Here is a 24,794-nt window from a genome sequence, read left to right as displayed (position 1 = left end):
TTCTCCGCGCTGCCTCCTCCGCGAGCGTTCAAGTTGACATAGTGCCACTGGCATACATGTTGCTATGTCTCGTATAGCATCCCACAGGCTATACGTCTGGTGTGAAGTCGATGCAGCGATCCTGATGCTACATTCGCTGCGTGATGAGGAGGTCTCAGGCATGAAAAACGTAGTAGGCTTATTCGAGAGCATACGGGACGCCGAAGCGGTAGTGCGTGAGCTTCGCGCCGCAGGTATTAGCGATGCCGACATCAGCTTTGCAGGTCGCAATGCCGATGCGGCGACAATGGAAGCGAATACATACACTACCGAAGGCCATAGCGAGGCGGCGGAAGGCGCGGGTTTCGGCGCGACCGGCGGCACGATCGTCGGCGGTCTGACCGGCCTGCTGGTCGGTCTGGGCGCGATCACGATCCCCGGCGTTGGCCCGGTCATCGCGGCTGGTACCCTGGCGACCGCGCTTGGCTCTGCCGCGCTGGGCGCTGGCATCGGCGCGGCGGCGGGCGGCTTGCTCGGCGCGCTGGTCGGCGCTGGTATTCCTGAGGAAGACGCGCATGTCTATTCCGAGGGCATTCGCCGTGGCGGCTCGCTGGTGATGGCCCAGGTCAGCGACAACATGGTCGATACCACGCTTGACATCATGGAGCGGTACAACGTCGTCGATATTGATGAGCGTGGCGCAGAGTACCGCCGCTCCGGCTGGACGCGCTTCGACGAAAATGCCGAGACTTACGCGGGCACGACGGGCACGGGCTACACTACCATGGGCGACGCCGATCGGGCGGTCGGGCAGGACGACTACGATCGCAGCAGCAAGGTCGGAACCGTTGGCGGCGCTGTCGCCGGTGCGGCGACGGGCGCGGCCCTTGGCTCGGCGGGCGGTCCTGTCGGAACCGTGGTCGGCGGCGTCGCTGGCGCAGTGACGGGCGGCGGTGTCGGCGCGGTCGGCGATGCGGTTGGCGCGGAGGCGACGGACGACGATGCGGGACGCCGCACCGATTATGGCACGACGGGCACGAGCTACAGCAGCACGGGCGGCACGGCCTACGGCAGCGCGACCGACTACGGCAGCACGGGCAGCACGATGGGCGATGTTACTCCACGTCGTCGTCGCTCGCGCATGTACGAGGTCGGCGGCACCAGCACCGGCTCCATGACCAGCGAGGGACCGATCGAGAACATGGCGTCACGGATCGAGAACGCCACCGAGCGTGGCCTCGGCGCGGATCTTGATCGCGATGGCGATGTTGGACGACGCGATCCACGCGATAACTACTAATCGTTACGGTCGTTCGACGACAACGCCGGAGAGTAACATCTCCGGCGTTGTTATGTGTGCTCAACAGCACGGCTCAAACATCCTCTGCGCCCTCGATGTAGCGCGCGATCAGCGCCAGCCGATCGATCGACTCCAGAGTGATTGGCTGCGGCTCGGTGTTGGGCAGGTGTAGGACCAGCGTTTGACCAATGTGCATATGTCCCAGGGCGGTCGAGTTGAGCACGATCAAACGGTGCGTGGCCGTCTGGGCTAACACGGGCACGGTATGCCCCTCACGCACTTCCAGTTGTCCGTCTTGCATCACGCGGGGGGTGTTTGGTGGCGGCTGATCCATAAACTTGTTTCCTTCTTGACGCTCTTCGTTCATTCTATGTGCGGATCGGCTCCCGCGCAACCCCGGCAGCCAGGATGCTAGCCGCCTCGACGTTGGTGTTGTCTGTTCCGCACTGCCGCGTCATGCGCTATCATACGCGCTGCTGGATAGAACATCGATGAAGGATGGCGATGATTAAAGGTATTATCTTCGACTTCGGTGGGGTCTTCAATAACGCTCACGAAGCTATGACCGGCTTTGCCGACGCGGCTCAGCGCTTCGGACACACGCCCGCAGCGTTGTACGATCTTTTGTATAGCGGCTCGGCGTGGAAGGCGGCCAAGCTGGGGCAGATCACGAGCATGGCCTACTGGCGGCAGATCATGGGCGAGCTTGGCCTCGACCCGAATGGCGATGTCGATGCGTTTCGGGCCGCGCTGTTTACCGGCGAGCAACTGAACCGCGATGTCGTTGTGCTGGCCGAGCGTCTCAGCCAGCGCTACCCGCTCGCGCTGCTGTCGAACGCCACAGACGAGCTTGAGATGCTGCTCGAAGAGCAATTTGGTATCCATCATCTCTTTGAGGTCGTCGTCAACTCGGCGCGCGCCGGCGTGGCAAAACCCAATCCGCGGGCCTACCATCTGGCCTTGAGCGGGCTGGGCCTGACGCCAGGTGAGGCGCTGTTTATCGACGACAAGCCGCGCAATATTGTGGCGGCGGAGGCGCTGGGCATTCCCTCGATCCTGTTCACCGACGCGCCCACGCTGGAAGATGAGCTACGCCGCCATGAGCTGTTACCCTAATGGAGGTCGCATGAGGGCGCTGCGGATCGCCATGCTTGCACCGTTCGGCATTCGGCCAAAAGGCACGCTGAGCGCGCGGATGCTGCCGCTGGCAAGCGCGCTCTCTCGGCGCGGCTATCGCATCCAGATCGTCGCGCCGTCGTATCTGAATCCGGCGGATGCCGCGACGACCTGCGAGGTGGACGGTGTTTCCGTGACGCATGTCCGCCTGCCTCTGCTGCCGGGTCCGCTCGCGGCGCTAGAGAGCGCCGCGCTGCTGCTCAAGGCCGCGAGCCGGACGCAGCCGGATCTGATCCATCTGTTCAAGCCCAAAGGGTATAGCGGCATCGCGGCGCTGCTGTCGCACGTGCTGTATCCGCATCTGCCGGTGCTGGTCGATACCGACGATTGGGAAGGCTGGGGCGGCTGGAACGATCTCGCGCCATACTCCTACCCGATGAAGCTCTTCTTTGCCTGGCAGGAGCGGACGCTGCCGCGCCTCGCGCGGGGCGTCACCGTGGCCTCGCGCACGCTTGAAACGCAGGTCTGGGGCTTTGGCGTGCCCGCCGCGCGGGTCTGGTACGTGCCCAACGGCGCTCCGGCAGCGCCGCCGCAGCTCCCAGATCGTGAGCAGGCGCGGCGGCAGCTTGGGCTTGGCACCGCGCCGATCGTGCTGCTCTACACGCGCTTCTGGGAGTATCCGCTGCGCGATGTGCTGGCGGTGCTGCACGCTCTCCGTGCGCGGCGTCCTGATGCACGGCTGCTGGTGCTCGGCACGGGCGAGCGCGGCGAAGAGCAAGATCTGGCCTGCCTGGCGCGGCGGGCGGGCGTTGCCGCACAGCTTGATCAGCGCGGCTGGGCCGACCAGCCGACGATCGCGGCGGCCTTTGCGGCGGCGGACGTGGCGCTGGTGCCATTCGCCGATACGCTGATGAATCGTGCCAAGGGCATGGCAAAATTGCTGCAACTGCTGCATGCCGGAGTGCCCGTCGTGGCAAGCCGGGTCGGTCAGGCGCAGGAGTATATCGTCGATGGGCGGGGCGGTGTGCTGGTGCCGCCCGACAATGGCGGCGCGCTGGCTCAGGCCGTCCTCGATCTGCTGGCCGATCCGCAGCGCGCGCGGCAGCTTGGCCTCGCAGGGCAGCGCTATGTCCGCGAGCAGTTCGCGTGGCCGCTCCTGGCTGACCGCCTGGAGACGGCCTACGCGGCGGTGCTGCGGGGCATCTAGGGGTAGCATGGGAACAAGCGAACAAGCGATCAGGGATCAGGGATCAGAGGTCGGGGTAGAAGGTTCTTGGTTCTTCCTTTGTTCTTTTGTTCTTTTGCTCCTTCGTTTGGTTCTCGGTGCTTGGTTCTTGGCCCTTTGTTCTTCTAGGAGGTCGTTTTGCGAAGGTTGCTGGTCGTCCTGATGATCTTTTGTCTGCTGGTCGTTGCGTGTAGCTCGAACACGAGCCGCGAGGTGGGCACGGCGGCTCCCGCCGCGACGAACCCCGTAGCCGCTGCCAGCCCATCGCCCGCGCCGTCTGCGGCGAGCACGCCCTCGGCAGCGCCGAGCGCCGAGCAAACGTCGACCGCGACGAGCGAAACGCCCGCTGCCTCAGCCGAGCCTGCGCAAACCTCCGAAGGAACTGCGGCGGGATTGCCCGAACTGGCATCTGGCTGGACCAGAATCGACGCGGGCGGCGAGGCGATGTGCGCGCGGGGCACGCCCTACTCCTTCTGGGTCCGGCCCGGCACCGTCAATAAGCTGCTGATCTACTTTCAGGGCGGCGGCGGCTGCTGGAGCGCCGAGACGTGCCGCCAGGGCAGCACGTTCTTTCAGGATGCCGCCGACGAGCGCGACAATCCAAGCTACGAGTCGGGGATCTTCGATCTGGAAAATCCTGACAATCCGTTCAAGGATTATTACATCGTCTATGTTCCCTACTGTACCGGCGATGTCCACCTGGGCAACAACGTCTATACCTACAAAGACGCATCCGGCGAAGAGATCGTTATTCATCACAAAGGCTTTGTCAACGCCTCGACGGTCATGGAGTGGGTCTATCAGCAGTTTAAGGCTCCCGAATCGATCTTTGTGAGCGGCTGTAGCGCTGGCAGCGTCGGCTCGATCATGTTCGCGCCGTATGTGATCGAGCACTACCGCTCAGTCCCGGTCGTTCAGATGGGCGACTCCGAGGCGTTCGTGTTTGGGCGTCCGGTCGAATTACAGGAAGACTGGCGCTCCCACGATAATTTTCCCGACTGGATTCCGGCGGTGCGTGCGATCGAGCCGGGGCAGTGGACCGCCGAAAAATTTTACACCGCCATCGCCAACTTCTACCCCGACCGGCGCTTCTCGCAGTACAACACCGCTCATGACTCGGTGCAGATTCGCTATTTCCGCGCGGCAAACGGCGTCGGCTCCTGGGAAGAGGCGCTCGATGCCAGCATGAAGGAGATTCATGCCAAAGCGCCCAACTTCCGCTCGTATCTTGCGGGCGGCAGCAGCCATTGCATCACGCCGTTCGGCTCGTTCTATGCCGTCCAGTCCGATGGCGTGTACTTCCGCGATTGGGTTGATGCGATGGCAAACGGACGCGACGTTGAGAACGTGCGCTGCACCAACTGCGATAGTTCGGAGTAATGCGGGCAAAGCCGGAGGTGAGAGTCCATCGAAGGGTGGGGGTAGGGGGGTGTACCGGGGTGGTAGCCGAGCACCGCGCAGAACGTACCGCTGGAGGGTGTAGTGGCGACACGTTGGTCTGCACAAGTAAGTGTTGGCAGATGAGTGGGGGAGAGCTCATCTGGATCTCATCCTATCATCTCAACCTTACCTGCTACCTTACCGGCTGCGAGCGCTCCCTTGCAGGGAGTGTGCCAGCCGTATTGCGTGGCGTGCCGTCCCTGGGAAGCGGGCCGAGCGCCGCCGGATCGCGTCGTCGCCCGCCGAGGCTGGCGCTGCTGATGCTTGACGATCGCTCGACTGGATATTGCAGATAGGCGCTGAAGGTTGCCGAGCACGAGGAAGATATGCGAGAGCTTTACCAGATCGACTGGCGGATCTTTATGGCTGGCGCTCAAGCCTGGCTAGACGGACGAAATCCCTACGGAGCGCTATCGACGGAATTCAGCGCGGGAGCCTTCGGGTATCCACCTACCGCCCTGACCTGGCTGGCGCTCTTTGTTCCGCTCGGCGCGCTCAGCTTTTATATCTGGACCGGCCTGGAGCTGCTGGGCTGGTGGCTGCTGATCCGCAAGCGCTGTCGCGCACAGCTCTTGCTCCTGCTCTGGTCGCCGATCGTGCTCCATCTGGTCGAAGGGCAGAGCAGCATGGCGATGGTGCTGGTCTTGTGGGCAGCCTCTCTGGCGGATCGTCGGGGCTGGCTGTGGGGGCTGGCGGTAGCGTGGGCGCTCACAAAGCCTCAGGTGGCGATCATTCCCGTTCTCTGGCTGCTGTGGCAGGATCGCGCGTCGCCGCTGCGCTGGCGCTTCTGGGGCGGGATCGTCCTGGGAACGCTGCTGCTGGCGCTGCCGCCGACCGTGATCAATCCTGGCATCTGGATCGATTGGATCGGCTCGCTGGGCAGCTATCGCGCTCGAATTTTACAGATGGCTGCCTGGCAGGGCGTAGGCGTGGTCGTGCTGGCGCTGGCGGCCTACCTGTGGTATCGCAGCGGCTACGGCAATTGGCAGTGGTGGCTGGCGGCGGCGGTCTTTCCTCAGGTCAGCTTCTATGCCGCCGTTACGCTGCTGCCGGTGCTGCGGCCCCGTCAAAATAACTGGACCTTGGCCGGCCTGGGTCTGGCTGGCATCTTACAGGGGCCGATGACGACGTTGACGCTGCCTTTAATTTTATCGGGGCACCTGCTGGCCGCGTGGATGATCATGGGCGGGCCTGCCAAACGTCCGGTCGCGGAGTCGGCCCTCGCCTCAGCCTCGCCGAAGTAGCCCGGCGCGGCGGCAGGATCGCGGACCTGATGCGTCGGCGATCCTGTTCTGCATCGTGGGGTGCGGCTAGCGGTGTGGGCGTGATTGTCCTGCTGCGGCCCGTGGCGCGAAATACACCGCCTGCTCCGCGCTAAAGACCTTCTGCCAGCCTGCGTGTCGCTCCAGCGCTGCCAGCAGGCCCGCCTGGCGCTCAGCGTGGATCAGCCAGCCGTCGAAGCCGTACTTCTGCGCTAGCACATCGACCTCCTGCCCCTGGCCGAGCGTGATGTAGTCGCGCCATTGCTCGAAGGGATAAAGCTCGATGCGCGGATCGATAAAGACGCGCTGCTCCGCGTCCCAGATCAGGTACGAGCCGAAGCCCATCTCGTGAAAAAGGCGCTGCGGCTGTCGATCGAGCGTATGCAGGTGCTCGGTCGCGGCGATCGGGCTGTCGACGCTCACCAGATTGCCGACCGTCGGCGGCAGGCCCAGGCTGCCCTTCCACCAGGGCAGCGTACCGAGCACCATCAGCGCCAGCAGCCCCGCGATCAGCCGGTTCAGCACCGCGATCTCGACGCGCTGCGGCCTGGGTCTTGGCTGCTCCGCGCTCAGCCAGCGCGCGCAGATCGGCGCGGCGATGATGCCAAACCAGAGGATGTTGCGCACCGATTGAAAGGCCAGCAGCGCAAACGGCGCTAGCAGCAGTAGATCCGAAAGCCGCATCCGGCGTCGTCGCCACAGCGCGATAGCCAGCACGCAGGCAAAGACGCCAAAGAAGATCAGCGTCATCGGCTCGTCCAGCAGCCGCAGCGGCGATGCCCACTCGGTGACGAGCTGACCCACCGAGTGATTCGAGAGCAGGCTCGCCACGTAGCCCCAGATGGCGATGCCGCGCGGGTTGATCAGCGTCGTTAGGAGCGCCGCCCCGCTCCACAGCGCCAGCATGCCACATGCGCGCCAGCTTTGCCCGCCGCGCCGCCACAGTTGCTCTCCGACAGCGCCAAGCCAGACCAGGCCGCAGAGCGCCAGCAGCAGCGTGAAGGTGCCGTGCAGATTGGCCCAGATCAGCATGATCGGCGGCAGCAGCCAGAGCGGAGCACGACCGGAGCGCCGCCACGCCAGCAGGATGCCCAGCGTGCCGATGAACAGCGGGACGGCGTAGGTCTGAGGCCGGATCTGCCAGTTGTCCATCGCCACCAGCGCGCCTGCCAGCGCGCAGCCGACCGCCAGCCGCACGCCTGCGCCCTCGCGTCGGCAGATCGCGTACAGCAGCAAAAACGATCCGCCAATCAGCAACGTCTGGATGAAGAGCAGCAGCGCCGCGCCGCCGATCTGGTAGCCGCCGTACATCAGCAGTTGCGCGAGCCACGGCTGGTTGTAGTAGGGCTGTCCGTCCCGCGTGTACGAGAAGCGATCGAGCAGCGGAACATCGCCGGTCTGCGCGATCGTGCGCCCTGTCGCCAGATGCCACCAGAAATCGTTGGGCGCGATCGGCGTGAGCTGGACCCGCAGCGCGACCAGCGCAGCCAGCGCCAGCACCCAGATCTGATCGAGAGACGGCCACGCGGTCGGTCGAGTTGTGCGATTCATACCTGGCCCGTTTCGTGCTAAATGCCGTGAGCGCATATCTCTTTCTATGAGAAGTACGCAAAAGCGTGTGCTACAATGGGCTTTCCTGCCTGTGCCTATTGTACAGGCGACCTGACGAGCTATCTGGAAGGATTTATTAATGGCGATCGATACTGCGCCCGTGTACGCCCCTGCTGCGCATACCTCCGTGGCACGGCGTTTAACGACACCTGCGCTGGTCATTATTCCTACATACAACGAGCGCGAGAATATTCCTACACTGCTGCCCCGCGTGCTGGAGCATCCAGAGCTGAGCGTGCTGGTCGTCGATGACGGATCGCCGGATGGCACGGGCGATCTGGTCGCCGCCGAGGTCGAGCATAACCCACGGGTCCATCTGATCCGGCGCGCAGGCAAGCAGGGCTTGGGCACGGCCTATGTCGCCGGGTTTCGCTACGCGCTGGCACACGGAGCCGACTATGTCTTCGAGATGGATGCCGACTTCTCGCACGATCCGCGCTACCTGCCCGATCTGCTCCACGCCGCCGAGGCCAGCTACGATCTGGTGATCGGCTCGCGCTATATCGCCGGGGGCGGCACCACCGACTGGGGCCTCGGACGGCAATTGATCAGCCGTGGCGGCAATCTCTACGCCCGTCTGATCCTGGGCCTGCCGCTCTCCGACATGACCGGCGGCTACCGCTGCTACCGGCGGCGGGCGCTGGAGGCGATCGATCTGGACCGCATTCGGTCGAACGGCTACTCATTCCAGATCGAGATGGCGTACCGCGTGCATCAGGCTGGTCTGCGTGTCGGCGAAGTGCCGATTATCTTCCCCGACCGGCGCGTCGGCGCGTCGAAGATGAGCAAGCAGATCGTCGCCGAGGCGCTGCTCAACGTGGTCAGGCTGCGCCTCGGCTTGATGTAAGAAGCCCGACGCGGCGGGTGCGTTTAGCCTTCGGCAGAGCGGTAGCGCATTTTGTGTTGTGTGTCAGCGCGCATCCATCACACGTGAAACGAGGTTGGCCCATGCTGCCGCAGGCCCGTGCTGGAAACCGCGTAACTCCTGTGATGTAACCTCGTGCTGGCAGTATAGGAAGGCCGTGTGGGCAGGTCAACGACGGGGTCATCCCCTCGGACCTGCCCACATCGTTTAGCTTAACATAGGACCAGACGCCCAACGTGGGCGCGGACAGGAGGCGTGGCGCTGGCTATAATGAAGGCCAATCGACATCCCTTTCCAAAGCGAGGTTTTTTGTGGTCGATACGAGCACGGTTGCTGAGCAGTTACAGGAATTGCGCGAACAATATCGCCAGGAACAAGAGCGTAATCGGCGCGAGATTGATGAGATTGAGCGGCTGCTGCGCCAGACGCAGACCGAGGCTGAAAAGCTGGCTCAGCGCGATCTGAGCGCGTCCAGCCAGTTGCGCAACTTGCAGGCAAATATCGATCGCTTCTCGAAAGATGATATTCGCAACGTCTATACGATGGTGCAGGAGGTGCAGGTGCGCCTCTCATCGGTGCGCGGCCAGGTCGAGCAGTTGCAGGCCAAGCAGCAGCGCCTGCGCAGCCGCCAGGAGGAGCTAAGCTCGCTCTTGAGCGTGCTGACGCCGATCGAGGAGAGCTTCCGCGATCTCACCAGCGCCACTCCCACCAACGCCAATCCGGTCAACGACGCGCTGATCAGCGAGGTGATTCAGGCGCAGGAAAAGGAGCGCCTGCGGATCTCGCTACAGATGCACGACGGCCCCGCGCAGACGCTATCGAACCTGATCCTCAGAGCAGAGATCTGCGAGCGGCTCGTCGATCGCGATGTCACCCAGGCGCGCGCCGAGCTGGCCTCGCTCAAAAAGGCGATCAACACGACGCTGCAAGAGACACGGCGCTTCATCTTCGATCTGCGCCCGATGATTCTCGACGATCTCGGCCTGGTGCCGACGCTCCGGCGCTATGCCCAGGACTTTGGCGAGAAGTACAGCCTTGAGATTTCAGTCGCCGTCCAGAATATGGATAATCGCCTGCCGCGTCACTACGAGGTCGCGCTCTTCCGCTTCGTGCAGGAGGCGCTGAATAATGTCGCCAAGCACGCCAGCGCTGCCTCGGCGCGCGTGGTGCTGGATGCCTTCGGCAACCAGGCGCAGTTGTTGGTCGAGGATGACGGCACCGGCTTCAATATCAGCGAGGCGATGTCCGATCGTCCGGGCCGTCCCGCGATGGGCTTTGCCGTGATGCGCCAGCAGATCGAGACGCTGCTGCACGGCCAGCTTGGCGTCGAGAGCGCGCCGGGCCGGGGCACGCGCGTCGTCGCGACCGTGCCAATGCCGGTGATGTAGCGGACGGAGTTCAAAGTTCAAAGTTTCCGGTTCTTGGCGCGCCGGGTGCCCAGGCCGGGTGCCCTTTGGGCATGGCACCCGCATGGCACCTGTATGGCACCGGGTTCTTGGTTCTTTCGGCTCCCTATGGCTCGCTCCAGCGATAGCCAACGCCCCACTCGGTCTGGATCGGCTCCGACTCGGCAGTGACGGCGGCAAGCTTGGCCCGCAGGCGTCTGATGTGAACATCCACAGTGCGCGCGTCGATATGCTGGTCGGTGCCCCACACCTGCCGCAGCAGCGCCTCGCGCGTCCAGACCTGGCCGGGATGCGTCGCCAGCAGCGCCAGCAGATCGAACTCGCGTGGCCGTAGATCGAGCGTCTGGCCGTGGAAATGCGCGATGCGGCGCTTGGGATCGAGGTGCAATGCGGCTGGGCCTGGGCTGGCTGGCTGAAGCTGCGCGCGGAGCGCTGTCGCCTCGGCTGTGCGGCGCAGCAGCGCGCGGACGCGCGCCACCAGCTCGCGGGGCGAGAATGGCTTGACGACATAATCGTCGGCACCAAGCTCCAGCCCGACCACCCGATCGACCTCTTCGCCGCGCGCGGTGAGCATAATCACCGGGACGTTGAAGCCCTCGGCTCGCAGCCGCCGCAGCACTTCAAAGCCATCGATGTCGGGCAGGCCGATGTCGAGCAGCACAGCGGCAGGCTCGTGCTCGCGCAGCGCCGCTAACGCTCCCGCGCCGCTCGTCGCGCTATACACGTCGAAGCCATCGCGGCGCAGGCGTTGTTCTACAATTTGGACGATGGTACGCTCGTCGTCGACGACTAAAATCCGTTGCATATGTGTATTGTAGCCCTGTAATGGAGATGTAATCGCTGTTGTTCCTGCAACATTGACCGGGCCTCGGACAGCTTTCTATAATGCCAGTGTTGATGACGTTTCCCCATGTGGGTTTGACCGCCAGCTTGAATTGGCATCGACGGGAGGCACCGGTCCATGCAAGACTACGTTCCGTATTTTATTGTCGCAGCGATTGCGCTCAATGTGCTGCTGTTGTTTGGCCTGATCGTCATGATGCCGCGCATCATGTCGCGCCAGGAGTCGCGAGCCACCGAGGAAGCGGCGCGTCTGCGCGAAATGCTGCTTGACGTATTGAGCGAGCAAGAGGCCGTCACCTTACGGCAGGCGCAGATCGGCAGCTCGATCGCCTACATGCACGACCAGATCGGGCAGATCGCGACGCAGGAGACGACGGCCAGGCTGTCGATCTCAGCCGATGAGATCGCCGAGGCAACCGGATTGCCGCAGTTGCAGCGGCGCATCGAAGCGCTGCAAGGGCAGCTCGGCGAGTGGTTCGACGGTCGCTCGCAGGTCCACCACCAGCAGCGAGTTGCCGATAGCGAAAGTTGGAGTAATCTGGTAGGATTGCTTGCGACAATGCAGGATCGCATCGCCGTGCTCAACCAGGCGCTGGTCGTTCAGCAGACACAGCCAACGCTGGCGGTCGAGCGGGTTGTCGAGGCGCTGGAAAGCGAGATGCAACATCTGCGCGGCATCGCCGACGAAATTGCCAGTCTGCAATGGAAGCTCCGCCGCTCGGTGATCGAGCGCGAGACGAATCTCGCATCGCTGCGGGCACAGGTTGGCAGCGCGCTCAAGGTCGATCACCGCGCCGCCTGACTGATGGCACGCGATGGTCCTCGTCGTTGCCAACCACCTACAACTGGAACGTCGTCAACATAAAGGACTTCGCATGAGCGTCGTCTACATCGATCAGCAAGCAGTTCACTACGAAGTCTTCGGTAAAGGCCGGCCAGTGCTCTTTTTGCACGGCTGGCTTGGCTCTTGGCGCTACTGGCTGCCGTCCATGGAGGTGGCTTCGGCGCATTTTCGCACCTACGCCTTCGATCTGATCGGCTTCGGCGATACCTATCAGCGGCATATCGAGCCGTCGATCGCCGCCTACGCCGAACAGGTGATCCGTTTCCTCGACGAGCTGGGCATCGAGCAGGTGGCGCTGGTCGGTCACTCGATGGGCGGGATGGTCGCGCTCAAAACGGCGATCGAGCATCCCAACCGCATCGAGCGCGTGGTGACGGTCGGCGCTCCGATCGTCGGATCGTCGCTGGCGCTGCTGCTGAAGCTGACGGCCTTTCGTCCGATCGCGCGCGGCATGGATGCGCTGCCCGGGCTGACCAAGCGGCTCTTCCGCTATTTTCTGGCGTCGGCGGACGAGCAGGCGATGCTCGAAATTCTGGAAGATAGCATCAAGGCCACCGCCGACAGCATTCGCGCCTCGATCCGCTCGATGATGCGCACCGATCTGCGCCCCGAACTTCCCCGTCTACGTGTTCCGTCCCTGGTCCTGCACGGCACGCGCGACGATATTGTGATGCCCAGCCAGATTGATGTGATTCGCCGCGCTATGGCTACCTCGCCCTACCTGCGGCAGCGCAGCATCGACGGCTCGCGCCACTTCCCCTGGGTCGATCAGCCGGATGTGTTCCACGATCAGCTTCTCGCCTTCTTGCGCGCGCCACGCGACCAATTGCTGCCTATCACGGCGAAGGAGATCCAGGCCCAGGCTGCGCCGCCGCCCGCCGAGGCCGCAGCCACGCCTGCGGCGCTGGAGCCAGCCGATGCGGCAAGCCCTCCTGCCGTGCTGGAGCTACCTTCCAGCGTCAGCCCTTCACCTGGCGCGATCGATCCGGTTGCCTGAGATCGCCCTACGATCGTCACCCCCGGCTGCTTCGGATCGTGAACCGAGCTAAAAACACTTTACACTCCCGATATGCGATGCCCCCAAATGCTTTTGACATAAGGGGGCATTATGCTACAATGCTGCCAGTGAAAACGGCATCTGATCGGCTTATTCTTGACGGCGTCAGTAAACTGTATAACTCGCGCCGCGTTTTGTATAACATTGCCGCCGAGCTGGCGACGGGCGACGTGCTGCTGGTGACGGGTCATAACGGCGTCGGCAAATCAACGCTCCTGCGTCTGCTGGCGGGCGTCCAGCAGCCCAGCGGCGGCACGATCGAGTATCAGATCGCCGGAGCGCGGTACACGCCCTACGAGGCGCACGCCGCGATCGGGATGGTCGGCGCGGATATTCAGCTCTACCGCGAGCTGACAGCACGTGAACATCTTGCCTTTGTCGCCGATGTGCGCGGCCTGCACGCCGACGCAGCGACCGTCGAGCGCGCGCTGGCTGAGGTCGGGCTTGACGGTCGCGCCGATGAATTTATCGCTAGTTTTTCGTCAGGTATGCTCCAGCGGCTACGCTATGCGCTGGCGCTGCTGCACCGGCCCGCCGTGCTGCTGCTGGACGAGCCGACGACGAATCTGGATGCGGCTGGGATCGCGCTGGTCGATCGGGTGGTGGCGGAGCAGCGGGCGCGCGGCATCACGGTGATCGCCACGAACGACCGCCGCGACCATCGCTACGGCGATCTGGTGCTGGCGCTTGGTGAGGCGTAGCCGTGGCAGAAGAGATCGAACGACGGGTATCAGGTGTAGAATCGCGTGAGCGTCATGCGCTGCGCTTCTGGCGTGCGGCCTGGGCGGTGTTTCGTAAAGATGTCCGCAGCGAGCTTCGCACGCGCTATGCCCTGAACGCGCTGGCGGTCTTCGCGCTCACAGTCGTGCTGGTCGTCAGCTTTTATCTCGGCCCGCGCCTATCGCCCCGCGATCCCGTCACCCCGGCCACGAGCGCGGCGCTGCTGTGGATCGCGCTCTTCTTCGCGGCGCTGACCGGCCTGGGGCGCGCGTTCGTCCACGAGGAGGAGGCGCAGACCGCGACGTTTCTACGCCTGAACGCGCCGCCGCTGGCCGTGTTCGTCGGCAAGTGGCTGCTGAATGTGCTGCTGCTGGCCGGGCTGAGCGTCGTGGTAACGCTGCTGCTGAGCCTGTTTATGAATCTGCGGATCGTCAATCCCGCGATGTTGCTCCTGACGCTGCTGCTCGGCGGCCTGGGTCTGGCGGCGACGATCACGCTGATCGCGGCGATTATCGCGAAGGCATCGGCGCGCTCGGCGCTCTTTGCGGTGCTGGCGTTTCCGGTTGTGTTTCCGATGCTGGCCGTGGCGATGACCGCGACCGAGCAGGCGTTGATCGGGGCGCAGTGGAGCGCAGCGCTGCCGCAGCTTCAAGGGCTCGGCGCGTACGCGGTGGCGATGAGCGCGGCGGCGGTCTTGTTGTTTCCGTACGTGTGGGAAGTCTAGGGCGGAGAGCAAAGAACAAGAGAACAAAGGAACAAAGAATAAAGAATAAAGGAACAAGGGGAGAACTGGGTGCCATGCCGGGGTACCATGCCCAAAGGGCGCCCGGTCTGGCACCCGGCGCACCAAGAACTAACGGCTCCCCCTCGCCTACGCAGTGGGAGAGGGGGTGGCGCGCAAGCGCCGGGGGTGAGGGCCTGGAACGCGAAACTTGAAACTTTGAACGCGAAACTTAGGTTGATATACGATGAATGCGAGAAGACAATCGATTGCAACTGCCGCCAAGTGGCTGGTGACACTCTGGATGCTGGCGGTTGTCGTCGCGATGTTTCTGTGGGTGCCTGAGTACGAGGGGCTGGGCAATACGGGCCGGATCGTGATGATGCACGTGCCCACGGCCTGGCTCTCGACCTTCGCGTTTGCGATTGCGGCCTGGTATAGCCTGATGTTTCTACGCCGCCGACAGCCGCGCGACGACGATCGGGCGCTGGCCGCGACGGAGCTTGGCTTTTTGTTCTCGATCCTGGCAACCGTCACCGGCTCGATGTTCGCCAAGATTGTGTGGGGCTCGTACTGGAACTGGGAGCCGCGCGAAACATCGATCTTGATCTTGCTGCTGATCTACGGCGCGTACTTCGCGCTGCGCACCGCGATCGAAGATGCCGAGCGGCGACGGCAGCTCGCGGCGGTCTATGCGCTCTTCGCGTTTGCGACCGCGCCGCTGCTGACGTTTGTGGTGCCGCGCCTGTACGACAGCACGCTCCATCCCAACTGCGCGTTTCTTCCCGGCTCGAAATGTAACGGCATCACGCTCCAGCAGAACGGCGTCGGCGCGCTCGGCGATCGGCGGCTGCAACTGCTCGACGTGCAGCGCGACGGCGATACCGTCACGGCGGTCGTCGAGGTTTCGGGCGTCGGCTTCTCGAACGTCGCCACGCTGCGGCCAACGCTCAACCTGACGACGCAGGAGCGCACCACGCCAAGCTTTCCCGAAAGCCGCTTTATGCTGGCGCTGCAATCGGCGGACGATGCGGGCGTGCGGCTGAATATTCAAGCGCCGGGAAATTCCAGCCAGCGTGGTAACATTCGTACGACAACAACATTGTTTGCATCGCTGTTGGGGTTTACGGGACTATTCTTCTGGGTTTACAATTTGCGTACAACGCTGCTGCGCTTGCGGCGGCGGGTTGAAGTACAGGGGCTTGCCTAATGCCTGGCGTGATCAATAATCCAGCCGTGGCGATGTATGTCGCAGCCGCCGTGGCGCTCGTGGTGATGATCGGCTTCTTCATCTATCTCTGGCGCATGGACCGTCATGTGCGCGAGCTACAGCGCGCGCTGGAGTCGGGCGCGGATGGCTCGGCGGAGCGCGTCGCGCGTACCAGACCGGAAGCAGCCGAGCCGTTAAAGCCGCAGCGCATCGAGAAGGAGTTGAGCAATGGCCTCGATCGTCGCTGAGCCTGCCGCTCGTGGACGTAGATTTGGACTCAAGCCGGTACAATGGATGATGCTGGCGGTGATCGCGCTCGCGCTGGGCTTTGGCGGCTGGTCGCTGCGCGGCTCGCTGGCTCGCACCGTGACGATCGCGGAGGCCAAAGAGGCCAGCGGCACCGTCCAGGTCTTTGGCTATCTGCACAGCAAGGGCGCGTACGATGATCACCATAACTGGACCTTTGACATTCAAGGCCACGACGGATCGACGCTGAAGGTCGTTCATCCGACGAAGCCCGGCAACTTCGAGGACGCGATCAGCGTGGCCGCGACCGGGCGCTTCAACGCCGAGAAGGGCGTGTTCGAGGCCGAGCAACTGCTGGTCAAGTGCCCGTCGAAATACCAGGAGCAAGAGCAGGCGGGCATGTGAGCGCCGCCTGTCGCGCTTGATCATGACGACGCAACTGCCTGAAGATACACTATGTATATCATTGGTTCAACGCTAATCTATGGCGCGATCCTGGCCGCGCTCTGCTCGTCGATCTGCTATGCGCTGGTCGTCGGCGGGCGGCCACGGCTGATCCGCTGGGGTCGTGCCGGGGCGTGGAGCTCGCTGGCGCTGGCGCTGAGCGCGGCGGCGCTGCTGCTGGCGCTGTTTGTGTTGCAGCGCTACGACATCCGCTATGTCTACGACTATAGCTCGACCGATCTCGAAATGCGCTACCGGATCGCGGCGATCTGGGCCGGGCAGCCCGGCAGCCTCGTTGTCTGGGCGCTGGTCGGGCTGATCTGCGCGCCGTTCCTGATGCGCCGCACGCGCCAATTCGAGCCGTACATTCTGTCGCCGCTGATGCTGCTTCAGACGATCCTGCTCGTCTTTATGCTGGTGCGTAACCCGTTCTTGCCCACGGTGATCGAAGGGCTGAGCGGCCCGATCACCGAGGGACGCGGCCTGAATCCGCAGCTTCACAACGTCTGGATGGTAATCCACCCGCCGACGCTGTTTACGGCCTATGGGCTGCTGGGCGTGCCCTTCTGCATGGCGCTGGCGGGCCTGTGGCGGCGCGACTACGACACCTGGGCGCGTATGGCGCTGCCGTGGACCGTCGCGGGCTGGACGATCCTGGGGCTGGCGCTGACGATGGGCGGCTACTGGGCGTATGAGTCGCTGGGCTGGGGCGGCTACTGGGGCTGGGACCCGGTGGAGAACTCGTCGCTGGTGCCGTGGCTGACGGGCGGTGCCCTGCTGCATGGCCTGCTGGCACAGCGCACCCACGGCGGTCTGCGCCGCGCGAACTTCTTTCTGGCGGTGCTGACCTACGGCTTCGTCTTCTATGCCTCGTTCCTGACGCGCTCCGGCGTGCTGTCGAACTTCTCGGTTCACTCGTTCGTCGAAGAGGGCTTGAAGTACATCATGATCGGCGCGCTGGTCGCACTGCTGATCCTGGGCTTCGGCCTTCTGAGCCTGCGCTGGCGCGACGTGCCGCGCAAGCCGCTGTCGGAGGCGGTGCTCTCGCGCGATACGGCCTTTGTGCTGCTGATGCTGACGTTCGTGATGATCGGCGTGGTGATCGCCTTCGGCACGTCGATGCCCTGGATCACCTCGATCGAGGGGCTGAGCTACAACCTGGAGCGCATCTTTAGCCGCGCCTTCGATCTGGACAACGGCACGCGCTTCGGCGGGCAGCCCTTCAGCGATGGTCGCTTCTCGCTGCTCCCCGACTTCTTCAAAAAGACCACACCGCCGCTCGGCCTGATCCTGGCGGTGCTGATGTCGGTCGGGCCGCTCTTGGGCTGGCGCGACACTAACGCACGCAAGCTGCTGCTATCGCTGCGCTGGCCCTTCGTGGCGGCGGTGCTGCTGACCAGCGTGGCGATCGTGCTGGGCGTGCGCGATGGCATGTCGATCGCGTACGTGGCGATTGCGACGTTTGCGCTCGGCACCAATCTGCTGATGATCGCGCGCACGCTGCGGTCGGGCTGGCTGCGGATCGGCGGCTACGTGGCGCATGTCGGCATGGCCCTGCTGCTCGTCGGCGTGGTCGGCTCGTATGCCTACTCGTCCGAGGAAGAGAAGCTGGTGATTCCCCAGGCCGAGACGCAGAGCATCTTCGGGCATAGCTTCACCTTCTGGGGCTACGACGAGCGCGAGAACGGCAAGCATGTGCTGCGGCTGGAAGTCGATAAGGAGAGCGATACGCCGTTTATCGCCGCGCCCGATGTATATTTCAACAGCCGCATGGGCGCGTGGGTGCGCACGCCCGCGATCAAGCGCTACCTGTGGCAAGATCTGTACATCTCGCCCGAAGAGTACCTGCCCGCCGACGATCCGAGCACGGTCGATCTGGCTCCGGGCCAGCAGGCGCAGATCGGGCCGTACGCGCTGCGCTTCGATAAGTTCGACGTGCAGGATCATCTCGCGACCGACAACAGCGCGCTGGTTGGCGCGACGGTGACGATCACGCACGAGAACACGGTGCAGGTGCTCACGCCGCAGATGCGGCTGGAGCCGAATAAAGCCTTGCGAGAGCTGGCGGTCGCGCTGCCGAGCGGTAAGAAGCTGGCGCTGGAAAACTTCAATCCACGCGAGCAGGTCGCGCGGCTGCGCGTCGATGGGCTGAACCTGCCGGTGGTTCCCGCGCGGGCGGTCTTTACCGTCAGCATCAAGCCCGCGATTGCGCTGGTCTGGATCGGCACGCTGCTGATGGCCCTCGGCGGCCTGCTGGCGGTCGTGCGGCGGCGCTGGGAATCGCTGCCGGTGCGCGCGCCCGCGCGCGCGCCTGTCGGCGGCTGGAGCCAGCGGGTGCTCGGCTGGCGTGGTATGTATCGATAGATGGCACACCGTCGAAGCGAGCCAGATTATTACACGCTGTTGCAGGTGCCGCCGAAAGCGTCTGGACCTGAGATCGACGCGGCCTATGCGCGGCTCAGCGATCTGTACAGCGCCGAGCGGATGGCGGATGCCGCGCCGGAGTTTCAAGAGCAGGCCGCGCAGAAGCGCGAGCAGCTCGCGGCGGCGTATCAGGTGCTGATCCAGCCCGACCGCCGCGCGGCCTACGATCGGCAGCGCGGCTTCTCGCAGGCTGGCGTGGCCGACGCGACCGACGCGATCGACTATCGACCCTTGCCGCCCGCGCGCGGTCAGGAGCGCGCCGTGTCTGCTGCGCCGGCTGTCGAGCGTCCGGTTCGGAGGGCACAGCCTCAGGGCGTGCGCGGCTGGCTGCCAGGTGTGGTCGTTCTAACCGGCCTGCTGGCGGTGCTGCTGCTGATTGTGCTGAGCGGCGTGCGTACCAGCGGCAGCGCAGAGGCGCTAGCCACGCCGACGCCGCTGCTGCGCGGCGGGCAACTGCCGTTCACAGCGCAGCAGATCGCGCAGTTCCGGTCGGCGGCTGAGACGAGCAACACGGCTGCAACCTGGCGGGCGCTCGGCAACGCGCTCTTCGACAATTTGCAGACGCTCCGCGAAAACGCGCCTCAGTCGCCGCAGTATCGCAGCGGGCTGCAAGGCTGGCTTGAGGTGGTGCAGGCATACGATCGCTCGCTGTCGCTGGAAGATCATCCGGTGGTGCGCGCCGACCGCGCCGTGGCGCTATTCAACTACGGCACCGACGCGCCCGACACGCAGCGGGTGGCGGAGGCGCTGGCCGAGGTCGAGCGCGGTATTCAGAGCGGCGTGACCGAGCCGCGCGCGCTGCTCAACTACGGTTTGATCCTGATCGCACACGATCCGCCGCGCACGCAAGAGGCACTTGCGCAATGGCGTACAATACTTGAAATCGCTCCACAATCGAGCGAGGCACAGCAGGCTCAGGTATTGCTGCAAACATACGAGCCCTAATGCGCCGTGAGGCTGGGGATGTGGGGGTAGCCCCCGCGAAGCCTCCGTCCCAGGGTCGAGACACAACATCGTATGGCTACAGAGGTGTCTTGAGTAAGCACGATGAGTATGACACAGAACTACTATACATTGCTTGGCGTTTCGCCCACCGCCACTACCGAAGAGATTTTAGCGGCCTATCAGGCCCGGCGTTCGGCGTCGGAGGAGGCAGGGGAGCGGCAGCTTCAGATGGCGGTGGATGTGCTGACCGATCCTGAGCAGCGCCAGAGCTATGATCGGGAGCATGGCCTGGCTCAGCCGGAGCCGCGCGCCATGAGCGGGCGCGAGATCCTGTTTGGAGTGCTCGGCGTGCTGGTCGGATTGTTGGTGTTGAGCGGCGTCTGGCTGATCGCCGGGCGGGACGAGGCAAACGTTCCGACGATCACTGAGGTGCAGCCCTATGACGCGCCCGATTTTACGCTTCAAAATCTTGACGGCACGCCGGTACGTCTCAGCGATTTCAAAGGAAAGGTGGTTCTGCTCAACTTTTGGGGTACGTGGTGCGATCCGTGCAAAGAAGAAACACCGGCGCTGGAGGCGGCCTACCGGCGGCTCAAGGATCAGGGCCTGGTGATCGTCGGCGTCGATCTCTTCAACGCGGAGCGAAGTCGGAACTATGGCGTCCAGGAAGTGCGGCAGTTTGCCAGCCGCTACGGTGTCACCTATCCAATCGTCCTGGATGAGAGCGGCGGCGTGGGGCAAGCCTACGCGATCCATCCGATCCCAACGTCATACTTTATTGACCCGCAGGGCAAGGTACGTTATCTTAAAGTGGGCCAACTGAACACCGCCGATGTCGAGCGCGTGTTTCGTAGTTTGCAGGCTACTGGCAGTTGAACTATGCAGCAATAGGAGTGGAGCATGGCTGAACGGCGCATCCTGATCATTGATGATGATCCGCAGCTTCGCGAGACGGTGACGATCGTCTTGAACACGCAGGAGTACGACGTTCAAGCCGCCCCGACGGGGAAAGAGGGAATCTCCGTGGCCGCTGAACGTGCTCCTGATCTGATTATTCTGGATGTGAATCTCCCCGATATGCTTGGGTTCGAGGTCGTGCGCGAGCTGCGGCGGTTCTCCAACGTGCCCGTGCTGATGCTGACGGGCCGCGCGGAAAGCTCCGACATCGTGAGCGGCCTCGACAGCGGCGCGGATGATTACCTGACCAAACCGTTCAAGTCCGACGAGCTGTTAGCGCGGGTTCGGGCGCTGCTGCGGCGCGTGCCCAGCTCCGAGCAACCGATCGTCGCCGCGGAGGGGCAGCTTGAGCTAGATACCAAGATGCGGATCGTGCGCGTGCGCGGCGAGCAGGTCGATCTTACGCCCACCGAGTACCAACTGCTGCTGCTGCTGGCGCAGCATCCCGGCGAGGTGCTCGATCATCACACGCTGCTTCAGCGGGTGTGGGGCGAGGAGTACGTCAACGATACGGCCTATCTCAAGGTCTATATCTGGCACCTGCGCCGTAAGCTCGAGCAGAATCCGCACGATCCCAAGATCGTGATGACCGAGTGGGGCGTCGGCTACCGGCTCGCTCCGTAGCGCGCCGCCAGCCTGGGAGCCGTCAGGCCGGGGAAAGGCAAAAAAACGCCCTGGCTGATGCGATCTCATGGGTTGAGCCGTGTATTGAGTCATACAGGGGTGGCGCTGGCTACCCCTTTTGACGTGTACCAGCATCGCTGGTAGGATACGCGGAGCCGGATAGCCAGCAGCCCTCATTGATTCGTAGGTGCTGACCACACTGTAGTGAAAGTATTGCAGCCGCTATGAACGACTCGATCGTCCCCGTTCGCGAGATCTATTGGAACATCCAGGGCCATATTCCTTTTATTCAGACGTTCTTGTACCTGCTCGCCATCGCGTCGATTGGAGTGTTGAGCTACGGCATCTGGCGCGATGTCCGGCGCTGGCGGCTTGGTCGTCCGACACAGCGCGCCACCAGCTTGGCTGCGCGTCTGTCGGAGTTTTTGCAGCAGATTTTTGGGCAGAAGCGCGTGCTGCGTGATCGCGCGCCCGGCATCATGCATACGATGATCTTCTATGGCTTTCTGGCGCTGTTCATCGGCACCGATATTATCGCTATGGAAGAGGACTTTACGATCCCGACGCTTGGCCCCGACGCGGGGCGTATCCTGGCGGGTCCGTTCTACCCGTTCTACGAGTTCATTCTCGACACGATGGGCCTGCTGTTCGTGATCGGCCTGCTGTGGGCGACCTACCGGCGCTATGTGAGCAAGCCCAACCGGCTTGATAACCGCGTCACGGATGCGTGGGTGCTCGGCGCGATGCTCTTCATCGGCATCGGCGGCTTCCTGATCGAGGGCATTCGTATTCTCAACCAGGAGATCGGCGGCGTGCGCGTGATGGAGCAGAGCTGGGCGCGCTGGAACGTGATCGGCTATCCGCTGGCGCTCTTCTTCCGGCAGATCGGCCTTGAGGGGCAGGCGGGCCTCGTCTTCCATCGCCTCCTCTGGGTGCCGCATATGATCACCACGTTCGCGTTCGTGGCGTCGATCCCCTACACCAAGTTCAAGCATATCTTCTACACGCCGCTCAACAGCTTCTTCCGCGACATCGAGCCGAAGGGCGCGCTCGACAAGATCGAAGACATCGAGGACAAGGAAGAGGAAGATCTGGGCGTTAACCGCATCGCCGATCTGACCTGGAAGGAGCGGCTGAGCCTGGATGCGTGTATGCGCTGCGGTCGCTGCCAGGCCAACTGCCCGGCCTATGCCTCAGGCTCGGATCTGTCGCCCAAGTGGCTGATCACCAAGATGGACGACCTGATGCGCGGCGCTCCGGTGCTGATGAGAGACGGCACGATCGTGCATGTGACGCAGGACGAGAGCGCGCTGGCGGCTGCCGATCGCGCGCCGACCGAGGCGGTTCACGAGGGCGGCAACGGCGAGCTGCATGGCCTGAATCGGCTCAAGGGCGGCGGCGTCAAGTTCGTCAAGGGCGATCGTGAGACGCTGCCGCTCTACGGCACGCTGATCTCGGAGAACGAGCTGTGGAGCTGCACCACCTGCCGCGCGTGTATGAGCGAGTGTCCGGCGATGATCGAGCATGTCGACGACATCGTGAATCTTCGCCGGAAGCTGGCGCTGGTCGAGGGCGAGGTGCCTGAGGGCGTGTCGACTGTGCTGACCGGCATCGAGCGCAACGGCAATCCGTGGAAGCTGCCGCAGCGTGAGCGCGCCGCGTGGGCCGAGGGCCTGGACGTGCCGGTGCTGGCCGAGGTCGAGGAAGTCGATGTGCTCTACTGGGTCGGGTGCGCGCCGAGCTACGATGCGCGCTCGCGCAAGACGGCCCGCGCGATGGTCCAGCTCATGCAGCGGGCGGGCGTCAGCTTCGCGATCCTGGGCGAAGAAGAAACGTGTACCGGCGATCCCGCGCGGCGCATGGGCGAGGAGTTTCTCTACCAGACCCAGGCGCAGACCAACATCGAGACGATGCAGCAGTACAAGTTTAAGCAGGTCGTGACGACGTGCGCGCACTGCTTCAACACGATCAAGAACGAGTATCCGCAGTTCGGCGGCGGCGCTGGCAAAGACTACGAGGTGATCCATCACACCCAATTCCTGGCGCGGCTGGTCAAGCAGGGCAAGCTCAAGCCCACCGAGCAGGTCGACGAGCGGGTGGCCTACCACGATCCATGCTACGTCGGGCGCTACAACGACATCTACGACGATCCGCGCGACCTGCTGGCGGCGATCCCTGGCGTGGAGCTGGTCGAAGCGCCCGATCGCAATCGCGAGAAGGCGATGTGCTGCGGCGGCGGCGGCGGTAACGTCTGGATGGAAGGCTGGGGCACCAAGGGCATCAACGTGATCCGCCTTGAGCAGCTTCAGCAGGCCAAGCCGACGACGGTCGCGATGGGCTGTCCCTTCTGCATGGTCATGTTCGAGGACGCCGCGAAGAATACCGGCGTGGGCGATACGCTTGGCCGCAAGGACGTTGCCGAGTTGCTGCTGGATGCGCTGCCCAGGCAGGACGGCTCGACCGCAGCTTCGGCGTAGCAGCTTCCTTTTCGAGCGTATAGCTGGCAGCATTCGCTCCATCGCAGGTGCGGTGGAGCACCTCAATGTGGGTTCTCTAGCTACTCGGCGGAGGATCGCCGTAGCGCTGGAGCAAGGCGGCGAGCGCCCGCATCCTTGCCACATGCCAGCTCGGCCAGCCGTCGTCTGCGGCGATGGCGCGCAGCGTGTGCAACTGCCGGATCAAGTGCTGGTCGAGGCTGGCTCGCGCCTGATCGCTGAGCGTATCCAGTCCCGCAACCAGCGTCGGCGTCGCGTCGACCGACAGCGTTTGCAGGTAATCGACATCGAGCTTGCCGCTGGCCTGGTAGCGCCGAATATTCTCGCGCACGATCAGCGCGTCGGTGTTGACGACGTTCAGCAGCGCCAGGTAGATCAATGCGGTTGCCATGCTGCCCGCAACGAACAGCCGGAAGCGGGTACGCCAGAGCGCGAACAGGCAGATGAGCAGGATGACCGCCAGCCAGATCATGAAGCCGTGCGTGTAAAGGCGCAGACGGGTGTAGCCGTAGTAATCCTCGTAGAGCAGCAGCCGCTTAAAGGCCGAGGCAAGCATGCCCAGCATCAGCAGGATCAAGATGCCGCTGCTGGTGTTAAAGGCGCGCTGCTTCCAGACCAGCACGCGCTGCGTCAAGAAGGCCAGCAGCCAGATCAGGCCCAGCGCCAGACATGTCGCAGCAACCAGCTCGAAGAAGCCGCGTCGGGCATACTCGGCGTAGCCCATTCCCGTGCGCTCAAGCGTGCTGATCCCGCCGAAGAGATACGCCGCCTGGATCGCCATAAAGCCGCCGAAGAGCACATCGACCGCGACGAGGACCGTCAGCGCCTCGGTAAAGCCCAGGAAGCGACGGCCCCGCCTGCCGAGCTTCTGAGTCTCGCCTTCCGCAGGCTCCACCGGCAGATCGCCGGGAGTCAGGCTTTGCGCAGGCGTTGACTGATCTTGCGTCAGAGCGGTCAGCAGCGCACCGGCGGAGACGTAGGTCGCGACCAGCACGAAGAGCAGGTGCCCGAACCAGCGCATCACGTCGACCGACCAGTCGAACGGCAGGTCGGTCAGATC

Annotated in this window: 23 protein-coding genes; 19 read left to right on the top strand and 4 right to left on the bottom strand. The window is 63.7% G+C overall.

Annotation, left to right across the window (positions count from 1 at the left end):
- Positions 1-160: 160 nt before the first annotated feature.
- Complete coding sequence (locus VFZ66_10995) at positions 161-1,279, top strand: hypothetical protein (protein ID HEX6289710.1); 1,119 nt, start codon at positions 161-163, stop codon at positions 1,277-1,279.
- A gap of 73 nt (positions 1,280-1,352) precedes the next feature.
- Here VFZ66_10995 and VFZ66_10990 read toward each other — a convergent pair whose 3' ends face one another.
- Positions 1,353-1,613 carry a hypothetical protein gene (locus tag VFZ66_10990; protein ID HEX6289709.1) on the bottom strand — a complete coding sequence of 87 codons (261 nt, stop codon included), beginning with the start codon at positions 1,611-1,613 and terminating at the stop codon, positions 1,353-1,355.
- A gap of 170 nt (positions 1,614-1,783) precedes the next feature.
- Between VFZ66_10990 and VFZ66_10985 the strand changes: the two genes are divergently transcribed.
- The 4 genes from VFZ66_10985 to VFZ66_10970 all read left to right on the top strand — a co-directional run bounded on the left by VFZ66_10985 (position 1,784) and on the right by VFZ66_10970 (position 6,304).
- Positions 1,784-2,395 (top strand): HAD family phosphatase, encoded by a 612-nt coding sequence (locus VFZ66_10985; protein HEX6289708.1) that lies wholly within the window; start codon positions 1,784-1,786, stop codon positions 2,393-2,395.
- A 10-nt stretch (positions 2,396-2,405) separates the two neighbouring features.
- Entirely contained in the window at positions 2,406-3,602 is a 1,197-nt protein-coding gene (locus VFZ66_10980; protein ID HEX6289707.1) for a glycosyltransferase family 4 protein, read from the top strand.
- 156 nt (positions 3,603-3,758) lie between these two features.
- Positions 3,759-5,000, top strand: coding sequence for a pectin acetylesterase-family hydrolase (locus tag VFZ66_10975; GenBank protein HEX6289706.1), 1,242 nt, complete (start codon positions 3,759-3,761; stop codon positions 4,998-5,000).
- Positions 5,001-5,386: 386 nt separating this feature from the next.
- Positions 5,387-6,304 carry a hypothetical protein gene (locus VFZ66_10970; GenBank protein HEX6289705.1) on the top strand — a complete coding sequence of 306 codons (918 nt, stop codon included), beginning with the start codon at positions 5,387-5,389 and terminating at the stop codon, positions 6,302-6,304.
- Between the two features lie 66 nt (positions 6,305-6,370).
- Here VFZ66_10970 and VFZ66_10965 read toward each other — a convergent pair whose 3' ends face one another.
- On the bottom strand, positions 6,371-7,873 hold the full coding sequence (locus tag VFZ66_10965; protein ID HEX6289704.1) for a hypothetical protein: 1,503 nt from the start codon (positions 7,871-7,873) through the stop codon (positions 6,371-6,373).
- A gap of 139 nt (positions 7,874-8,012) precedes the next feature.
- On the opposite strand from VFZ66_10965, the gene VFZ66_10960 reads away from it, so the two are divergent.
- Both VFZ66_10960 and VFZ66_10955 read left to right on the top strand, forming a co-directional pair.
- Positions 8,013-8,780: a polyprenol monophosphomannose synthase gene (locus tag VFZ66_10960; GenBank protein HEX6289703.1), complete on the top strand. Its 768-nt coding sequence runs from the start codon at positions 8,013-8,015 to the stop codon at positions 8,778-8,780.
- A gap of 329 nt (positions 8,781-9,109) precedes the next feature.
- The gene (locus VFZ66_10955) at positions 9,110-10,186 is read left to right on the top strand and encodes a histidine kinase (GenBank protein ID HEX6289702.1); all 1,077 of its coding nucleotides are present in this window, start codon (positions 9,110-9,112) and stop codon (positions 10,184-10,186) included.
- A gap of 124 nt (positions 10,187-10,310) precedes the next feature.
- Here VFZ66_10955 and VFZ66_10950 read toward each other — a convergent pair whose 3' ends face one another.
- Positions 10,311-11,009, bottom strand: coding sequence for a response regulator transcription factor (locus VFZ66_10950; GenBank protein ID HEX6289701.1), 699 nt, complete (start codon positions 11,007-11,009; stop codon positions 10,311-10,313).
- 156 nt (positions 11,010-11,165) lie between these two features.
- Here VFZ66_10950 and VFZ66_10945 point away from each other — a divergent pair, with 156 nt between their 5' ends.
- The 12 genes from VFZ66_10945 to VFZ66_10890 all read left to right on the top strand — a co-directional run bounded on the left by VFZ66_10945 (position 11,166) and on the right by VFZ66_10890 (position 23,716).
- A complete protein-coding gene (locus VFZ66_10945; GenBank protein HEX6289700.1) occupies positions 11,166-11,849 on the top strand; it encodes a hypothetical protein in 684 nt (227 codons plus the stop codon).
- 73 nt (positions 11,850-11,922) lie between these two features.
- Positions 11,923-12,888, top strand: a complete 966-nt coding sequence (locus VFZ66_10940; protein HEX6289699.1) for an alpha/beta hydrolase — start codon at positions 11,923-11,925, stop codon at positions 12,886-12,888.
- Positions 12,889-13,016: 128 nt separating this feature from the next.
- Positions 13,017-13,649 carry an ABC transporter ATP-binding protein gene (locus VFZ66_10935; protein ID HEX6289698.1) on the top strand — a complete coding sequence of 211 codons (633 nt, stop codon included), beginning with the start codon at positions 13,017-13,019 and terminating at the stop codon, positions 13,647-13,649.
- A gap of 2 nt (positions 13,650-13,651) precedes the next feature.
- Positions 13,652-14,392 carry a heme exporter protein CcmB gene (locus tag VFZ66_10930; protein HEX6289697.1) on the top strand — a complete coding sequence of 247 codons (741 nt, stop codon included), beginning with the start codon at positions 13,652-13,654 and terminating at the stop codon, positions 14,390-14,392.
- A gap of 244 nt (positions 14,393-14,636) precedes the next feature.
- On the top strand, positions 14,637-15,599 hold the full coding sequence (gene ccsA / locus VFZ66_10925; protein ID HEX6289696.1) for a cytochrome c biogenesis protein CcsA: 963 nt from the start codon (positions 14,637-14,639) through the stop codon (positions 15,597-15,599).
- Positions 15,599-15,847 carry a hypothetical protein gene (locus tag VFZ66_10920; GenBank protein ID HEX6289695.1) on the top strand — a complete coding sequence of 83 codons (249 nt, stop codon included), beginning with the start codon at positions 15,599-15,601 and terminating at the stop codon, positions 15,845-15,847. The genes ccsA (VFZ66_10925) and VFZ66_10920 overlap by 1 nt, the downstream gene beginning before the upstream one ends.
- The gene (locus tag VFZ66_10915) at positions 15,828-16,250 is read left to right on the top strand and encodes a cytochrome c maturation protein CcmE (protein HEX6289694.1); all 423 of its coding nucleotides are present in this window, start codon (positions 15,828-15,830) and stop codon (positions 16,248-16,250) included. The genes VFZ66_10920 and VFZ66_10915 overlap by 20 nt, the downstream gene beginning before the upstream one ends.
- A gap of 51 nt (positions 16,251-16,301) precedes the next feature.
- Complete coding sequence (ccsA, locus tag VFZ66_10910; GenBank protein HEX6289693.1) at positions 16,302-18,653, top strand: cytochrome c biogenesis protein CcsA; 2,352 nt, start codon at positions 16,302-16,304, stop codon at positions 18,651-18,653.
- Positions 18,654-19,658, top strand: a complete 1,005-nt coding sequence (locus VFZ66_10905) for a DnaJ domain-containing protein (GenBank protein HEX6289692.1) — start codon at positions 18,654-18,656, stop codon at positions 19,656-19,658.
- A 102-nt stretch (positions 19,659-19,760) separates the two neighbouring features.
- Positions 19,761-20,534 (top strand): redoxin domain-containing protein, encoded by a 774-nt coding sequence (locus tag VFZ66_10900; GenBank protein ID HEX6289691.1) that lies wholly within the window; start codon positions 19,761-19,763, stop codon positions 20,532-20,534.
- 24 nt (positions 20,535-20,558) lie between these two features.
- Entirely contained in the window at positions 20,559-21,239 is a 681-nt protein-coding gene (locus VFZ66_10895; GenBank protein ID HEX6289690.1) for a response regulator transcription factor, read from the top strand.
- 224 nt (positions 21,240-21,463) lie between these two features.
- On the top strand, positions 21,464-23,716 hold the full coding sequence (locus VFZ66_10890; GenBank protein ID HEX6289689.1) for a heterodisulfide reductase-related iron-sulfur binding cluster: 2,253 nt from the start codon (positions 21,464-21,466) through the stop codon (positions 23,714-23,716).
- Positions 23,717-23,792: 76 nt separating this feature from the next.
- Here the strand turns inward: VFZ66_10890 and VFZ66_10885 are convergent.
- On the bottom strand, positions 23,793-24,794 hold a 1,002-nt coding region (locus VFZ66_10885; protein ID HEX6289688.1), incomplete at its 5' end, for a DUF4173 domain-containing protein.

The organism is Herpetosiphonaceae bacterium, from assembly GCA_036374795.1.
Taxonomy (GTDB): Bacteria; Chloroflexota; Chloroflexia; order Chloroflexales; family Kallotenuaceae; genus LB3-1.
Note: the sequence above shows the minus strand (reverse complement) of the source record. Positions and strands in the feature narration are given on the sequence as shown.

Bases quoted from the DNA above. Each gene is read 5' to 3' on its own strand.
- ccsA (HEX6289693.1), top strand. From the start codon at position 16,302: ATGTATATCATTGGTTCAACGCTAATCTATGGCGCGATCCTGGCCGCG.
- VFZ66_10915 (HEX6289694.1), top strand. From the start codon at position 15,828: ATGGCCTCGATCGTCGCTGAGCCTGCCGCTCGTGGACGTAGATTTGGA.
- VFZ66_10900 (HEX6289691.1), top strand. From the start codon at position 19,761: ATGAGTATGACACAGAACTACTATACATTGCTTGGCGTTTCGCCCACC.
- VFZ66_10890 (HEX6289689.1), top strand. From the start codon at position 21,464: ATGAACGACTCGATCGTCCCCGTTCGCGAGATCTATTGGAACATCCAG.
- VFZ66_10980 (HEX6289707.1), top strand. From the start codon at position 2,406: ATGAGGGCGCTGCGGATCGCCATGCTTGCACCGTTCGGCATTCGGCCA.
- VFZ66_10950 (HEX6289701.1), bottom strand. From the start codon at position 11,009: ATGCAACGGATTTTAGTCGTCGACGACGAGCGTACCATCGTCCAAATT.
- VFZ66_10905 (HEX6289692.1), top strand. From the start codon at position 18,654: ATGGCACACCGTCGAAGCGAGCCAGATTATTACACGCTGTTGCAGGTG.
- VFZ66_10895 (HEX6289690.1), top strand. From the start codon at position 20,559: ATGGCTGAACGGCGCATCCTGATCATTGATGATGATCCGCAGCTTCGC.
- VFZ66_10965 (HEX6289704.1), bottom strand. From the start codon at position 7,873: ATGAATCGCACAACTCGACCGACCGCGTGGCCGTCTCTCGATCAGATC.
- VFZ66_10945 (HEX6289700.1), top strand. From the start codon at position 11,166: ATGCAAGACTACGTTCCGTATTTTATTGTCGCAGCGATTGCGCTCAAT.
- VFZ66_10985 (HEX6289708.1), top strand. From the start codon at position 1,784: ATGATTAAAGGTATTATCTTCGACTTCGGTGGGGTCTTCAATAACGCT.
- VFZ66_10960 (HEX6289703.1), top strand. From the start codon at position 8,013: ATGGCGATCGATACTGCGCCCGTGTACGCCCCTGCTGCGCATACCTCC.
- VFZ66_10995 (HEX6289710.1), top strand. From the start codon at position 161: ATGAAAAACGTAGTAGGCTTATTCGAGAGCATACGGGACGCCGAAGCG.
- VFZ66_10970 (HEX6289705.1), top strand. From the start codon at position 5,387: ATGCGAGAGCTTTACCAGATCGACTGGCGGATCTTTATGGCTGGCGCT.
- VFZ66_10940 (HEX6289699.1), top strand. From the start codon at position 11,923: ATGAGCGTCGTCTACATCGATCAGCAAGCAGTTCACTACGAAGTCTTC.
- VFZ66_10920 (HEX6289695.1), top strand. From the start codon at position 15,599: ATGCCTGGCGTGATCAATAATCCAGCCGTGGCGATGTATGTCGCAGCC.
- VFZ66_10990 (HEX6289709.1), bottom strand. From the start codon at position 1,613: ATGGATCAGCCGCCACCAAACACCCCCCGCGTGATGCAAGACGGACAA.
- ccsA (HEX6289696.1), top strand. From the start codon at position 14,637: ATGAATGCGAGAAGACAATCGATTGCAACTGCCGCCAAGTGGCTGGTG.